This window comes from Amycolatopsis acidiphila, assembly GCF_021391495.1.
GTDB lineage: Bacteria > Actinomycetota > Actinomycetes > Mycobacteriales > Pseudonocardiaceae > Amycolatopsis_E > Amycolatopsis_E acidiphila.
The window spans coordinates 103,209-117,133 of record NZ_CP090063.1 but is presented as its reverse complement, the minus strand read 5'-3'; the positions used below and the strand labels follow the sequence as shown (position 1 = coordinate 117,133).

Genomic DNA, 13,925 nt, shown 5'->3' with positions numbered 1-13,925 from the left:
CTCAGCAGGTCGCGGGGCCGACCAGGAGCAGGCTGGCCACGCGGTTGCGGTCGTCGACCATGAACAGGTAGCTGCTCCCGGAGCCGGCCGCGGCCGAGTACCCGCCGCCGCTCTTGCCGAGCGCCGGGTAGGCGGCCTCCAGCTCGTCCTTGGTGGAGCCGACGCGGATCCGTTCGGGCGTGTGCGCGCCGCTCGCCTCGAAGCTGACGATGCCGAGGGTGTCCGAGATGGTCACATTGCGGACGCCCGCGGTGCCTTCGGTGAGCGTGTAGTCCGCGCAGCCGGTGGGCGGGGTGTCCGCGCCCGCGAGCAGCCCGGTCTGCTTGGCGTCCGCGAAGGACATCCCCAGGACGAGCTTGCTGTAGCCGTTGGGGCCGAGTACCGGCCCGGACACCAGTGGGATGTTCAGGCTCCGCGTCGCACTGCTGGGCGGCGCGGCCGGCGGCGGGGACGCCCGGCCCGCGGTCTGGGACGGCGACGACTGACCGACGCTGCCGGAGGCCTCACCGGACGAGGGGCTGCCGGGGGGCGGGACGAGCGGGGCCGGGGTGAGCGGCGCCGAGGACGCGGTGTCGCTCACCGTCGGCTGCAGGACCGGCGCGGCCGTGTCGGTGTGCGTCGAACGCAGCTGCCCCAGGACGAGGCCGGCGCCGACCAGCACCACCGCGCTCAGCACGCCACCGGTCGCGGTCAGCGCGGTGCGGCGGCGGCGGGCCCGGCGGGCACCGGTGAGGATGCGAGCCGGTGCGTCCGCGCTCGGCCGCACGTCCAGCCGGTCGTCGTCGAACAGCCGGCGCAGTTCGGCGTCCAGGTCGTCCTTGTCGGTCAACCCACTTCCCTCCCTCCGGTGATCTTGGTCCGCAGGCTGCCGATCGCCTTGCTGGCCTGGCTCTTCACCGTGCCCTGGCTGATGCCCAGCGTCTGCGCGATTTCGACCTCGGACAGTCCTTCGTAGTAACGCAGCACGATGACCGCGCGTTGCCTCGGCGGCAGTTCCCGCAGGGCCTGCCACAGTGGTTCGTGCTCGAACGGATCCGGCGGGGTCACCTGGCGCGCGTCGGGGACGTCGGCGACGAGGTTCTCCCGGCGGGTCCGCCGCCACCGGCTCACGTGTGCGTTGGCCATCGACCTGCGGATGTAGGCGAGCGGGTCCCCCGTCTTGCGCTGCACGTGGGTCCACCGCGACCCGATCTTCTCCAGCACCGTCTGCACGAGATCGGCCGCGTCGTGCGGGTTGCCGGTCAGCGCGTGCCCGTAGCGGAGCAGGCCGGGAAGGCTCGCGTGCACGAACTCTTCGAAGTCCGTGAGCTCACCCGCCATCGGCGATTCCCTCCCCACCGGCCGGTTCACGATGGCCGGGACGGTCTTGGTCACCGTAGCGCCTCCCATGCCGTCCCCCTCAGCTCGTGCCTCCGGCTATGAGGACGCACGAGGCGGGCTATCGGTTGGCGAGGGCCTCGGGCAGGCGGAACATCCCGTCCGGCTGCGGCGGGAACGGGTGCACCGCGACGACGGCTTCCGGCCGGATCGCCCCGTACACGTGCGGGAACCAGACGCCGGCGGGGTGCGGCGGGCTGCCTTCCTCCCAGCGCACCGGTACGCCGAGCCGCGCCGGGTCGATCTCCAGCAGCACCAGGTCGGTGCGGCCGGCGTAGAGCGCGTTGGCGGGCAGTGCCGTGGTGCCGGGGTCGGAGCAGTGCACGAACCCGAGCGTGTCCAGCGATGCGGCCCGGTAGGTCTCGCCCGTCCAGTCCGCCGCCGGACAGATGTGCAGGATCACCGCAGGGTCAGCTGACGGCCGATGAGGCCGTCGCGGGCGCGCCGCTCGGCCGCGTCGAGCGGCTTCTCGTCGAGCGAGGCCAGCGCCCGGTCCAGGCGCGCGCCGAGCTGTTCGGCGGGCCCGGCCCACTCGCGGGCGTGCGCCTCCGGGTCGAGGTCCCACACCGGCACCAGCAGGCCGTGGGCGCGGAAGGAACCGGCGTAGCGCGAGCCCTCGCCGAGGCCGAGCTCACCGGCGGCGGACAGCCGGGCCAGAGCCTGGAGCAGCTTGTTCTCCGGCTCGGGGCGCACCCAGCGCAGGTGCGCCTTCTCCCCCGCGAGCACCCAGTACGAGCCGGTGCCGAGGCGCTCGGTGGGCATGATCGCCTCGTTCGCGCGGTCCAGCGACAGCTTGACCTCGCCGTCGGCGTCGGCGTCCTCGGGCAGCCACCAGTCGAAGTTCGCGTGCACGGTGACCTCGAGCTCGGCGTCGGTGAGCAGGAGGTCCTGCAGGCGCTCCCCTTCGCCACCCGGGGTCGTCGTGTCCGGCACCGACAGCACGTCGCCGGGCTTGGCGTCCAGTGCCCACTTCAGCGAGCGGCCCAGGTCACGGCTGATGTCGGAGGAGCGGGTCTGCACCTGCAGGCCGACGAACACGCGCTCGTCGGTGCGGACGAACGCGGCCGCGGCGCCCGGCAGGACGGTGGCGAGGGTGACCTCGCGACCGGCGTCCGCGAGTGGCAGGGGCGCGGTCGCGGACGGCACGAACTCGCGCAGGGCGATCAGCTCGGGTTCGGCGGCCAGCCCCTCGAACGGCTGCGCCACGAACACCTCGCGCACCTTCGGCGCCTTGTTCTTCTTCCGCGCGGCCTTGCCCATGTGCCCTCCTCGACAGCTTGGCCGCAGACGCTACCGAACTCACCACCGGGTTAGGGTCGGCGGGTGTTCGATCCTGGTGACCCCGGCTTTCTCGCCGATCCCTATCCGGAGTTCGCCCGGTTGCGGGCGGCCGGCGAAGTCCATCACCACGAGGGGCTCGGGCTGGCGATAGCCGTGTCGCACAAGGCGGCCTCGACGGTGCTGCGGCATCGGGGGCTGGGCCGGATCTGGTCGGACGCGCAGCCCGCGGAACAGTTCGTCTCGTTCAACCTCCTGCACCGCAATTCCTTGCTGGAGAACGAACCTCCCGCGCACACGCGGCTCCGGCGGTCGATCGCCGGCGCCTTCGGGCGCGGGCACGTCGAGCGGTTGCGCCCGACGGTCGCCGCGCTGGCCGACGGGATGGTGCGCGAGCTGGCCGAACGCGGCGAAGGGGACCTGCTCGAACACCTCGCGCAACCGCTGCCGGTCGCGGTGATCGCCGAACTGCTGGACATTCCCGAGCCCGACCGGCCGCGGCTGGTCCCGTGGTCGAACGCCATCGTGAAGATGTACGAGTACGGCCTGCCGCCCGACGGTCGGCAGGCGGCCGAGGAGGCGGCGCGGGATTTCGCCGGCTACCTGCGCGCGCTCACGGAGGAACGCCGTCGCAAGCCCGGCGAGGACCTGGTCAGCGACCTGGTCCAGGCCGAGCTCACGGGCGACGAGGTCGTCGCGACCGCGGTGTTGCTGCTGATGGCCGGGCACGAGGCCACCGTGAACGTCATCGGCAACGGAGTGTGGGCGCTGCTGCGGCACCCCGGTCAGTGGCAGCGCCTGCGGGAGGACCCGGCGCTGCTGGGCCCGGCCGTCGAGGAGCTCATCCGCTTCGACTCGCCCCTGCAGCTGTTCGAACGCACCGCGACCGAGGACGTCGAGATCGCCGGGTTCCGGGTCGCGAAGGGCGAGAAGATCGCCGCACTGCTGGGCGCGGCCGCCCGCGACCCCGAGGTGTTCGACGCGCCCGGCACGCTCGACCTCGGTCGCTCGCCCAACCAGCACCTCGGCTTCGGCGCGGGTATCCACTACTGCGTCGGCGCGCCGCTGGCGCGCATCGAGATCGCCGCCGCGCTGCGTGCCCTCACCGGGCGGATGCCCGGCCTGCGCCTGGCGGGCGAGCCGGAGCGGCGGCCGGAGTTCGTGATCCGCGGTCTGCGAACGCTGCCCGTGTCAGCGTGAGGTGATCGGCCGGACCGGGCGCAGCGTGGGCGCGGGCGCGCCCTTGACGGCGACCACCCGGCGCACCCGGAGCCGGTCGAGCGAGATCGGCGCCAGCAGGCTCGTCAGGCGGTGCACCACCACGGCGGTCAGCGCGGCGAGCACGGCCGCCGAGGTGTCGAGCAGCCCGCTGAGGAACACCGCGTCGGCCTGCGCCTGCACGCCGTCGCGGAACCGCCAGATGATCACCACGATCATCAGCACGGCGTCGAGCACCCAGGCCGCCCACCATGTGAGCACCAGCCGCGAGGGCTCGGGCCGCCGGGCCACCGGGCGGCGCAGGATCGCGTGCTCCAGCTCGGCGAGGATCGAGCCGGCCAGCACCAGGTTCAGCCCTGGCACGAGCGTGCCGACCAGCACCTGGCACGCCGAGCGCGGTGGCTCGTGACCGTTCTCGTCCGCCGCGGCCTGGCGGGCGATCAGCAGCCACCACAGCACCGAGGCGATGCCGAGCAACCCGAACACGACCGTCAGCAGGGAGGCGATGATCTCCAGCGCGTCCGACATCGCCACGACGTCGGTGTCCAGCGCGGAGTTCCGGCTGATCACCAGTAGCGCGTACCGCCAGAACTCGGCCACCGCGCCGACGAGCGCGAGCCCGGCGAGGAACCACAGGATCGTGACCGCGTTGCGGGAGAGCAGCCGCACCCGTTCCACCGGCAGCGGATAGCTCGACGGCATGCCCGGCACCAGCGTCGGCTCGCGCCAGGTCAGGTTCGGGAACCCCCAGCGCGGCGGCACGGGATAGGCGGGCGGGCCGGTGTAGCGCTCGACCGGCCGGGCGCGGCGCGGCGGCAGTGCGCCGGGTGGCGGGGACGCGACCCACCGCACCCGCGGGCGGAAGTTGTAGCGGCCGGGTTGCATGGGGGCTAGAGGATCTCCGGCGGCGTGTCCGGGTGTTCGCCCACCACGGGCCGGCCCTCGGTGTGCCAGGACTTCATGCCGCCGGCGACGTTCACCGCGTCCCAGCCGCTGGCGTTGAGCCAGGCCGTCGCACGCGCGGAGCGGCCGCCGGAGCGGCACACGACGTAGACGGGCTTGTCGTCGGGCAGCTTCGCGAGCTCCTCGACGCGGGCGGGCAGCTCGCCCAGCGGGATGTGGACCGCGCCGGGGGCGTGCCCGGCGGCCCACTCGTCGTCCTCCCGCACGTCGAGCAGCGTGACGTCGTTGGCGGGGAGTTCGGAGACGGAGGCGGTGGGAAGCTGAGCCGGATTCACCCGTTCAGTTTCCCACGCGCCTCCGTTCCGTGCACGTGAGCTCGGATCTGGCGCTAATGCACCGTTGCCTTCTCGGCATGGGCGCCGGTCAGCGAGCGAACCTCCATCTCGGCGTACTTGTCGTCGTTCGTCTCCTTCGACAGGACCGTGCCGAGCCAGCCGAGGAAGAACGAGACCGGGATGGACACCAGGCCCGGGTTGGACAGCGGGAACCAGGCGAAGTCCGCACCCTTGATCATCGAGGTGGTCTCACCGGACACCGCGGGCGAGAAGACGATCAGCACGATGGTGACGACCAGGCCACCGTAGATGCTGAACAGCGCGCCGCGGGTGTTGAACCGCTTCCAGAACAGCGAGTACAGCAGCGTCGGCAGGTTCGCCGACGCCGCCACCGCGAAGGCCAGCGCCACCAGGAACGCGACGTTCTGGCTCTTGGCGAGGATGCCGCCGACGATCGCGATCGCACCGATCACCAGCGCGGTGAACCGGGCGACGCGGACCTCGGCGTTCTTGCTGTCCACCTTGCCCTTCTTGATCACGTTGGCGTAGACGTCGTGCGCGAACGACGCCGACGCGGTGATCGTGAGCCCGGCGACCACGGCCAGGATCGTCGCGAACGCGACCGCGGCGATGAACCCGAGCAGCACCGGTCCGCCGAGCTCGAGCGCGAGCAGCGGGGCCGCCGCGTTCGTCGTGCCGGGCGCCTTGCTGATCGTGTCCGCGCCCACCAGTGCGCCGGCGCCGTAGCCGAGCACCAGGGTGAACAGGTAGAACACGCCGATCAGCACGATCGCCCAGACCACGGACTTCCGGGCGTCCTTGGCGGTCGGCACCGTGTAGAAGCGCATCAGCACGTGCGGCAGGCCTGCCGTGCCCAGCACCAGCGCGATGCCCAGCGACAGGAAGTCCAGCTTCGAGGTGCCGGTCTTGCCGTACTGCTTGCCAGGCCCGAGCAGCGCCTCGCCCTTCGCGCCGCCGCCCGCCTTGTCCACGGCGTGCTGCAGCAGGCTCGAGAAGTTGAACCCGTACTTGCCGAGCACCCAGATGGTCATCGCGAGCGCGCCGACGATCAGCAGCGCGGCCTTGATGATCTGCACCCAGGTCGTGCCCTTCATCCCGCCGATCAGCACGTACAGCACCATGATCACGCCGACCACGGCGATGACGATGTCCTGGCCGACGTTGCCCTGCACGCCGAGCAGCAGGTTGACCAGGCCACCGGCGCCGGTCATCTGCGCGAGCAGGTAGAAGATCGACACGATCAGCGTCGACACCGCGGCCGCCGCCCGCACCGGACGCTGCCGCATCCGGAAGGCGAGCACGTCGCCCATGGTGAACTTGCCCGTGTTGCGCAGCAGCTCGGCGACCAGCAGCAGGGCGACCAGCCACGCGACCAGGAACCCGATCGAGTAGAGGAAGCCGTCGTAGCCGTTGACCGCGATCGCGCCGGCGATGCCGAGGAACGAGGCCGCCGACAGGTAGTCGCCGGAGATGGCGATGCCGTTCTGGGGACCGGTGAACGCGCGGCCCGCGGCGTAGTAGTCCGAGGCCGTCTTGGTGTTGCGGCTCGCCCAGAACACGATCACCAGGGTGATCGCGACGAAGACCGCGAAAATGATGATGTTGAGCGTCGGGTTGCTGCCCTCGACGCCCGCGGCGAGTGTCTTCACTCGGCGTCTCCTTCGGCCGTCGTGGTCTCGATCTTGTCGCCCTCGACCTCGCCGCGGATCTTGTCCGAGAGCGGGTCGAGCTTCCGGTTGGCGTACCGGACGTACAGCGCGGTGATCACGAACGTGGACACGAACTGCAACAGACCGATGAGCAGGCCGACGTTGAAGTTTCCGGCGATCTTGGTCTTCATGAAGCCGCTCGCGTAGTCCGCGAGCAGGACGTACAGCAGGTACCAAGCCAGGAAGAGGACCGTCATCGGGAAGACGAAGGTGCGGAGCCGGTGCCGCAACTGGACGAAGTCCGGACTCTCCTGCACCTGTTTCCAGTCGCTGCCCGGGCCCGTCCCTTCGTCTAGGCCCTGGTCGGTGGTGCTCACGGGACGACCTCACTCTCCATGTCTCTACCTCTTCCGGTCGATGGCTGCGGTAGATCTTGCCCTTAAAGCGGAGCTATGTTGTTAATCCTTTTGAGTGAAAGAGATTACTCAAGGTAGACCGAGATCGTGTCGCGTTTCAGCAACGGTGACCGCTTTGCGCACTCTACGAGTGACGCGCCTTCCAAGGCTGTCTCAACGGAGTGCAAAGTAACCGCCAAAAGGGTGAAACCAACACTAAGTACCCGGACGGCTACTTGCGGTGCCGCCCCTTGCCCGTACGACCGCGATTCTCGATCTGCCCGAACCGGGCGACGGCGCGGTCCCGCATGAAACCCAGCGGGTCGGGCGCGTGCAGCCGCAGCATCACGGCGTTGACGTCGGCCGGCCGGCCGGCCCGGGTGGCGAGGCTGACCAGCACCGTCACCGCGAACGCCGTCGGCACCGTTATCAGCGCAGGCTGGTCGGCGAGCCAGGGCGCCCAGTTGCCGGTGTAGCCGGAGACGGTGTTGACCACCAGTGCCGACACCACCAGCCCGCCGCCGACGATCATCCCGGTCATCGCGCCCGGCCAGGTCAGCCCGCGCCACCAGATGCCGAGGACGAGGATCGGGGAGAACGTCGACGCCGCCAGCGCGAAGGACATCCCGACGCTCAGCGACAGGTCGGTCGAGCGCATGGTCAGCGCGAGCCCCGCGGGAATGACGGCGACGATTCCCGTGGCCCAGCGGAAATCGCGCACCTTGCCCTTGAACAGGTCGGTCGACACGACGCCCGCCACGCTCACCAGCAGTCCCGACGAGGTGGACAGAAACGCGGCGAACGCGCCGGCCATGATCACGCCGGTGAGGATCTGCCCGGCCACCCCGGGCAGCACCGCCTGCGGCAGCCGGAGCACCGCGGCGTCGGTCTGCCCGGTGACCAGCAGCTCCGGCACGTACATCCGCGACATGGCGCCGAGCAGCGTCGGGAACAGGTAGAACAGCCCGAGCAGCAGCAGGACGTGCACCGCGGTCCGGCGCGCGGCCTTGCCGTCGGGGTTGGTGTAGAAGCGGACGAGCACGTGCGGCAGGCCCATGGTGCCGAGGAAGGTCGCGAGGATCAGCGAATACGTCTGCAGCAGGTCGGACAGCCCGGTGCTGCCGGGCCGCAGCCAGTCGGAGTTGGCCGAGAGCGCTTCGGTGACCACCGGTACCGACGTCCCGGCGGCGAACCGCAGCTCGGTGCCCTTGGCCACCTGCTCGGTCGCGCCCTTGGCCCAGACCACTGTCCGGTCCTCGGTCTCGCCCGGCTTGCGCACCCGCACCGGGGTCACCATGGTCACCCGCAGGCCGACGTCCGTCTCGATCTTCACCGTCGTGTCCGCCGGAAACGTCGGTGGCGCGGGCGAGCCGAGCGCGCCGGCCGGCCCGCTGTGTCCGCCGCTCACGAACACCGCGCACAGCACGAACGCGGGCACGGCGAGCGCGAACAGCTTGAGCCAGTACTGGAATGCCTGGACCACCGTGATCGCGCGCATGCCGCCGGCGAGCACGTTGCCCGCGACCAGCACGGTCACCGCGAGCGCGCCGAACCACCAGGGCACCGGCAGCACGGTGGTCAGCGCGAGCCCCGCGCCCTGCAGCTGCGGCACCGTGTAGAGGATGCCGATCACGACCACGAAAGCCGTGGCACAGCGGCGAAGCGCGACCGAACCGAGCCGCGCCTCGATGAAGTCCGGCAGCGTGTAGGCGCCCGAGCGCCGCAGCGGTGCCGCGACGAAGAGCATCAGCGCGAGGTAGCCCGCGGTGAAGCCGATGGGGTACCACAGCCCGTCGGCGCCCTCCTTGAGCACGATCCCGGCGACGCCGAGGAACGACGCGGCCGAGAGGTACTCGCCCGAGATGGCGGCGGCGTTGCGGCGCGAGCGCACCGTGCGGCGCGCGACCAGGAAGTCGTGCGTGGAGCTGGCGAACCGCGACGAGCGATGACCGAGGTAGAAGGTCATCGCGGCGACCAGCACGATGCCGGTCAGCGCCCACGGGTTCAGCTGCACGGCGAACAGTGTTGCACCAGTGCTCGGCCGCACACATAAGCGGCGGCAGCCGCTTGCTGTCGGCACGCAGCCTGCGCCGCCGCGGGTTCTGAGGTGGCTCCTCGCGAGGACAGCGCCGACGTGGTGAGTTGGTCACTCATGAGGAGGCGATCCCACAGCGAGGGGCCACCTCAGGTTCCGCCACCCGCACCGGCACGCAAGCCACTTCACTGGCTAGTTCTCGATCATGTCGACGAAGTCGCGTTCGTGGCGCTCGGCGAGCCGGTTGTAGGCGAGGCCGGCCAGCAGGAGCAGCGGAAACGGCAGCACGCCCAGTAGCAGCCAGGCCAGCGGCACGCCCACCACGTGCACGCCCGCGAAGTCCGACGACAGGTAGAAGGCCAGCGGCAGCCCGCCGAGCACCACCAGCACTAGCCCGGCGAGCGCGAGCCCCGCCCGCAGCTGGCGCTTGACCAGATCGTCGACCAGCAGCGTGCCCCAGCTCGTCTGCTCTTCCAGCTCGACGCGCGCCCGTAGGGTCGGCGTCGAGCGTGAGCGCGGGTCGGCCAGCACGACCCGTTGCCGCTTGGGCGGTTTCGCCGGCTGCTCGGGCTGCGACTCCACCGGCGCGGGCGGCACCCGCTCGACCGTCGCCGGCTCGTGCCTGCCACGGGTCTTGCCGAGGGTGGGATCCGGTTCCCGGACCCCCTCCACATGGCGGTAGATGTCGTCGTTCATCGGCCGGTCAGGCGATCCTTGAGCTCACGCGTGTGCCGCCGCGACACCGGCAGCAGCTTCTCGTCGTTGCCGATCACGACCTGGTAGCCGCCCTGGCCCATCCGCAGCTCGGTGATCAGGTTGAGCGCGACCAGGAACGATCGGTGGATGCGCACGAAGCCCGCCTTCTCCCAGCGTTCCTCGAGCTGGGTCAGCGGGATCCGGACCAGGTGGCTGTTGCCGTCGGTGGTGAACAGCCGCGCGTAGTCGCCCTGCGCCTCGACCCACCGCACCGTCGAGCGCGGAACCAGCTTGGTCGTGCCGGCCAGCTCGACCGGGATCACCTCGTCGTCGTCCGGTTTGGCAGGCGCCGCCGCGCCCGTGGGACCGCCCACGGCCGGCACCGTGCTCAGCTTGTCCAGCACCCGTTCGACGGCCCGGTCCAGCCGGCTCTGGTTGCACGGTTTCAGCAGGTAGTCGACCGCGCCGAGGTCGAACGCGTTCACCGCCTCGGAGGCGTGCCCGGTGACGAACACCAGCACCGGCGCCGGGTTCAGCGCGGAGAACACCCGCGCCATCTCCATCCCGGACAGCCCCGGCATCTGCAGGTCGGCGAACACCGCGTCGATCGTCGGCAGGCCGCGCTCCTTGCGCTGCCGCAGTTCCTCGTCGTCGGAGGCGAGCAGCCGCAGCGCTTCCGACGCATCGACGGCGGTGAAGACCCGGCCGATGTGCCGATTCGACTGCAGGCTCTCGACGAGGAGGTTCAGCCCGTGGGGTTCGTCGTCCACGGCGAGCACAACCAATCGCCGCGTTTCATTATGCGCACTCACAGTGGTTCGCATCCTGCCCAGTACGAAGCCTGCTGTCCATACCGCGCTCGGGCGAACGCATTACAACCCGTAGCGGCTCCACATTGCTTTCTGTGTCACCGCGTCCAAGATCGCCGCCGCGGGCGCGCCGACGCCGAGCCGCGCGAGCAACGGCTTCTTCGGTTCGGCCATCTTGATCTCCGCGGCGGGGAACCGCTGCGCGATCAGCTCGCGCAGGTTGCCGACGCCGTCGATCAGGCCCAGTTCCTTCGCCTTCTCACCGAGCCAGACGTCGCCGGTGAACAGGTCCTCGGTCGGCGACAGCTTGTCCCCGCGCCGCTCCTTGACCCAGCTCACGAACAGTTCGTGCAGCTGGGCGTGCATCTTCTCCAGCCACTCGACGTCTTCGGGCTTCTCCGGGCTGAACGGGTCAAGGCGCGACTTGTTCTCCCCCGCGGTGTGCAGCCGCCGCTCGATGCCGAACCGGTCGAGCAGCCCCGCGAAGCCGAAACCGCCGCTGATCACGCCGATCGAGCCCACCAGCGACGTCCGGTGCGCGTAGATCTCGTCCGCCGCGCAGGCCAGCCAGTACCCGCCCGACGCGGCGACGTCCTCGCAGAACGCCAGCACCGGCACGTCCTTCTTCTTCGCGGCCAGCTGCCGGATCCGTTCCGCGACCAGGCCCGACTGCGTTGGCGCGCCGCCGGGCGAGTTGATCAGCAGCGCGACGGCCTTGAGCCGGTCGTGGTCGAACGCCCTGGTCAGCGCCGACTCGACCGCCGCGAGGTTGATGCTGCCGCGGGCGAGCGGCGACGGGGTCGGCGTGATGACGCCGTGCAGCTTTACGACCGCGACCACGTCGGTCCGATCGCCCCGGTCGATGCCCGGGATCCGGCTCGTCAACTTGTCGGTCATGCTGGTCATGGCCGCGAGGTTACGTGCCTTTCCGCGCGTGTGCAGGCGAGGAGTTGCGGGCGGTCTGCGGTGGCACCGAGGCCGTGTAGTCCGGCAGCTCGGTGCGCACGCCGGGGGCGAACTTCGGCACCCGCAGGGTGACCTTCATCCCCGCCCCGGGAGCGGTCTCGACCATCAGCGCGTACTCGTCGCCGAACAGCTGCCGCATCCGCGCGTTGATGTTGCCGAGCCCGACGTGCGCGCCGGTGCGGTGCGAGTTGCGCAGGTCCGCCAGCCGCGCCGGGTCCATCCCGATGCCGTCGTCCTCGACGCTGATCAGCGCCTCGGTGCCGTAGTCCTGTGCGGTCACGGTGACCATGCCGCCGCTGGGCTTGTTCGCCAGCCCGTGCTGGACCGCGTTCTCCACGAGCGGCTGGATGATCAGGAACGGCACCACGACCGACAGCACCTCGGGCGCGATCTTGAGCCGCACCTCGAGCCTGCCGCCGAAGCGCGCGCGCTCGATGGTCAGGTACCGGTCGATGTTGCGCAGCTCGTCCGCGAGCGAGGTGAACATGCCCGAGGTGCGGAACGAGTACCGGGTGAAGTCGGCGAACTCCTGCAGCAGCTCCCGGGCCTCCTCCGGGTCCGTGCGGATCAGCGAGGAGATCGTGTTGAGCGCGTTGTAGATGAAGTGCGGCGAGATCTGCGCGCGCAGTGCCTTGATCTCGGCCTGCTGCAGCTGCAGCTTCGACTCGTCGAGCCGGGCCAGCTCGAACTGGGTGCAGACGAACTGGGCGACCGCGTCGGCCATCTGCACGAGCCGCTTGCCCTTGGTGCGGCCGACCACGATCAGCACGGCCTCGATCTCGCCCTCGACGATCAGCGGCACGATCACCGCGGTCCTCATCTTGCAGGTGCCGCGGTGGTCGCACGGCACGTCGTCGTGGTTGACGACCTCGCGCCGGTGCTTGCGGATCGCCATCCCGATCGACGGCGTGAGGTCCATGTAGTGGTCGTTGGCCTCGCCGTCCCAGGACGCGAGGGTGCCCTCCGAGTCGGTGATCCCGACCGAGACGCACTTGAGCAGTTCGAGCAGCTGCGAGGTGATCCGGTCCGCGGCGACCTGGTCGAAGCCCTCGCGCAGGTCCGGAGTGGCCTTCGACATGTGGTAGACGGCTTCGAGCACGGCGTCGTCCACGAAGCTGCTCGGTTTGCGCGCGCGGAGCAGCAACACGATCACGGCGATCAGCAGCAGGCCCGCGACGGTCCACGGGACGATCTGCGCGATCGGCAAGTCGGACACGGCGTCCATGCTCTGCGCTCGCTCAGCCGGGTGCAAGGCTTCCAGCCCACTTTCTGTGTAGATACCAACACCCTGGGGTAGGAGCGACCTTACCCAAAGCGAGAACGCCGCCGTATCGGCCAACCGAGTGTCGCAATTAGACGATGAACGGGTGAAAAAGGCACCTACGCAACGCTACTTGAGCAGCCGCGACAGCCTGCGGTCCGCGAGCGGCTTGCCACCCGTCTGACAGGTCGCGCAGTACTGGAAGGCCTTGTCCGCGAACGAGATCTCCCGCACGGTGTCGCCGCACACCGGGCAGGGCAGTCCGGCCCGCGCGTGCACCCGCAGCCCCGACCGCTTCTCGCCCTTGAGCCGCGCCGCGTGCTGGCCAACGGACCGTGCGACCGCACCGGTGAGCACCTCGTGCATCGCGTCGGACAACCGGTCCAGCGCTTCTTCGGAGAGCTTTCCCGGCGTCGAGTACGGCGAGAGCTTCGCGGTGTGCATGATCTCGTCGGAGTACGCGTTGCCGATCCCGGCGATCAGCGACTGGTCCGTCAGTGCGGTCTTGAGCCGTTCCGTGCGGCCGGCGAACAGCTCGCCCAGCTTCTCCCGGGTCAGCTCCAGCGCGTCCGGGCCGAGGCGCGCGATGCTCGGCACCTCCTCCGGGTCGCGGACGATCCACACCGCGAGGCCCTTCTTGGTGCCCGCCTCGGTGAGGTCGAAGCCGGGGCCGGCCAGGTGCACCCGCAGCGCCAACGGCCCCCGGCCGGGCTTCGGCGGCGTCGGCGAGAGGGAGTCCGACCAGCGCAGCCAGCCCGCGCGGGCCAGGTGCACCACGAGGTGGATGCCGTCGCAGTCCAGATCGAGGTGCTTGCCGTGCCGCCCGGCCCCGGTCACCGTGCGCCCGTGCAGCTCGGTCCACTGCGGGGTCACGGTCTTGAGCACGCCGAACGACGCCACGTCGACCCGCGTCACCGTCCGGCCGACCGCGTGCTCACGCAGGTGGTACGCGAGCGCCTCGACCTCGGGTAACTCGGGCATC

The 13,925-nt window shown here is 70.5% G+C and carries 15 protein-coding genes; 1 reads left to right on the top strand and 14 read right to left on the bottom strand.

Features of this window, described 5'->3' with window-relative positions; translation table 11 throughout:
* Nucleotide 1: 1 nt before the first annotated feature.
* The 4 genes from LWP59_RS00575 to LWP59_RS00560 form a co-directional block, all read right to left on the bottom strand.
* Nucleotides 2–829: a hypothetical protein gene (locus tag LWP59_RS00575; protein WP_191334787.1), complete on the bottom strand. Its 828-nt coding sequence runs from the start codon at nucleotides 827–829 to the stop codon at nucleotides 2–4.
* Nucleotides 826–1,320 (bottom strand): SigE family RNA polymerase sigma factor, encoded by a 495-nt coding sequence (locus LWP59_RS00570; RefSeq protein ID WP_144637342.1) that lies wholly within the window; start codon nucleotides 1,318–1,320, stop codon nucleotides 826–828. The genes LWP59_RS00575 and LWP59_RS00570 overlap by 4 nt, the downstream gene beginning before the upstream one ends.
* A gap of 118 nt (nucleotides 1,321–1,438) precedes the next feature.
* Nucleotides 1,439–1,780, bottom strand: a complete 342-nt coding sequence (locus LWP59_RS00565; protein WP_144637159.1) for a DUF952 domain-containing protein — start codon at nucleotides 1,778–1,780, stop codon at nucleotides 1,439–1,441.
* On the bottom strand, nucleotides 1,777–2,637 hold the full coding sequence (locus LWP59_RS00560; protein WP_144637161.1) for a DUF5926 family protein: 861 nt from the start codon (nucleotides 2,635–2,637) through the stop codon (nucleotides 1,777–1,779). The genes LWP59_RS00565 and LWP59_RS00560 overlap by 4 nt, the downstream gene beginning before the upstream one ends.
* A 63-nt stretch (nucleotides 2,638–2,700) precedes the next feature.
* Between LWP59_RS00560 and LWP59_RS00555 the strand changes: the two genes are divergently transcribed.
* Nucleotides 2,701–3,855 (top strand): cytochrome P450, encoded by a 1,155-nt coding sequence (locus tag LWP59_RS00555; protein WP_144637163.1) that lies wholly within the window; start codon nucleotides 2,701–2,703, stop codon nucleotides 3,853–3,855.
* Here the strand turns inward: LWP59_RS00555 and LWP59_RS00550 are convergent.
* The 10 genes from LWP59_RS00550 to LWP59_RS00505 form a co-directional block, all read right to left on the bottom strand.
* Nucleotides 3,847–4,758 (bottom strand): DUF4328 domain-containing protein, encoded by a 912-nt coding sequence (locus tag LWP59_RS00550; RefSeq protein ID WP_144637165.1) that lies wholly within the window; start codon nucleotides 4,756–4,758, stop codon nucleotides 3,847–3,849. The genes LWP59_RS00555 and LWP59_RS00550 overlap by 9 nt on opposite strands.
* 5 nt (nucleotides 4,759–4,763) lie before the next feature.
* A complete protein-coding gene (locus LWP59_RS00545) occupies nucleotides 4,764–5,111 on the bottom strand; it encodes a rhodanese-like domain-containing protein (RefSeq protein ID WP_144637167.1) in 348 nt (115 codons plus the stop codon).
* A gap of 53 nt (nucleotides 5,112–5,164) precedes the next feature.
* Nucleotides 5,165–6,781 (bottom strand): solute symporter family protein, encoded by a 1,617-nt coding sequence (locus LWP59_RS00540; protein WP_144637169.1) that lies wholly within the window; start codon nucleotides 6,779–6,781, stop codon nucleotides 5,165–5,167.
* Nucleotides 6,778–7,158, bottom strand: coding sequence for a DUF485 domain-containing protein (locus LWP59_RS00535; protein WP_144637171.1), 381 nt, complete (start codon nucleotides 7,156–7,158; stop codon nucleotides 6,778–6,780). The genes LWP59_RS00540 and LWP59_RS00535 overlap by 4 nt, the downstream gene beginning before the upstream one ends.
* A gap of 250 nt (nucleotides 7,159–7,408) precedes the next feature.
* Nucleotides 7,409–9,190, bottom strand: a complete 1,782-nt coding sequence (locus LWP59_RS00530) for a sodium/solute symporter (RefSeq protein ID WP_144637173.1) — start codon at nucleotides 9,188–9,190, stop codon at nucleotides 7,409–7,411.
* Nucleotides 9,191–9,403: 213 nt separating this feature from the next.
* Nucleotides 9,404–9,907 carry a hypothetical protein gene (locus LWP59_RS00525; protein WP_144637175.1) on the bottom strand — a complete coding sequence of 168 codons (504 nt, stop codon included), beginning with the start codon at nucleotides 9,905–9,907 and terminating at the stop codon, nucleotides 9,404–9,406.
* Nucleotides 9,904–10,731 carry a LytR/AlgR family response regulator transcription factor gene (locus tag LWP59_RS00520; protein WP_144637177.1) on the bottom strand — a complete coding sequence of 276 codons (828 nt, stop codon included), beginning with the start codon at nucleotides 10,729–10,731 and terminating at the stop codon, nucleotides 9,904–9,906. Before LWP59_RS00520 ends, LWP59_RS00525 begins: the two co-directional genes overlap by 4 nt.
* A 48-nt stretch (nucleotides 10,732–10,779) precedes the next feature.
* Entirely contained in the window at nucleotides 10,780–11,622 is an 843-nt protein-coding gene (locus LWP59_RS00515; RefSeq protein ID WP_144637179.1) for a S49 family peptidase, read from the bottom strand.
* Between the two features lie 10 nt (nucleotides 11,623–11,632).
* A complete protein-coding gene (locus LWP59_RS00510; protein ID WP_144637181.1) occupies nucleotides 11,633–12,907 on the bottom strand; it encodes a GAF domain-containing sensor histidine kinase in 1,275 nt (424 codons plus the stop codon).
* 165 nt (nucleotides 12,908–13,072) lie between these two features.
* The gene (locus LWP59_RS00505; protein ID WP_144637183.1) at nucleotides 13,073–13,924 is read right to left on the bottom strand and encodes an Fpg/Nei family DNA glycosylase; all 852 of its coding nucleotides are present in this window, start codon (nucleotides 13,922–13,924) and stop codon (nucleotides 13,073–13,075) included.
* Nucleotide 13,925: the final 1 nt, after the last annotated feature.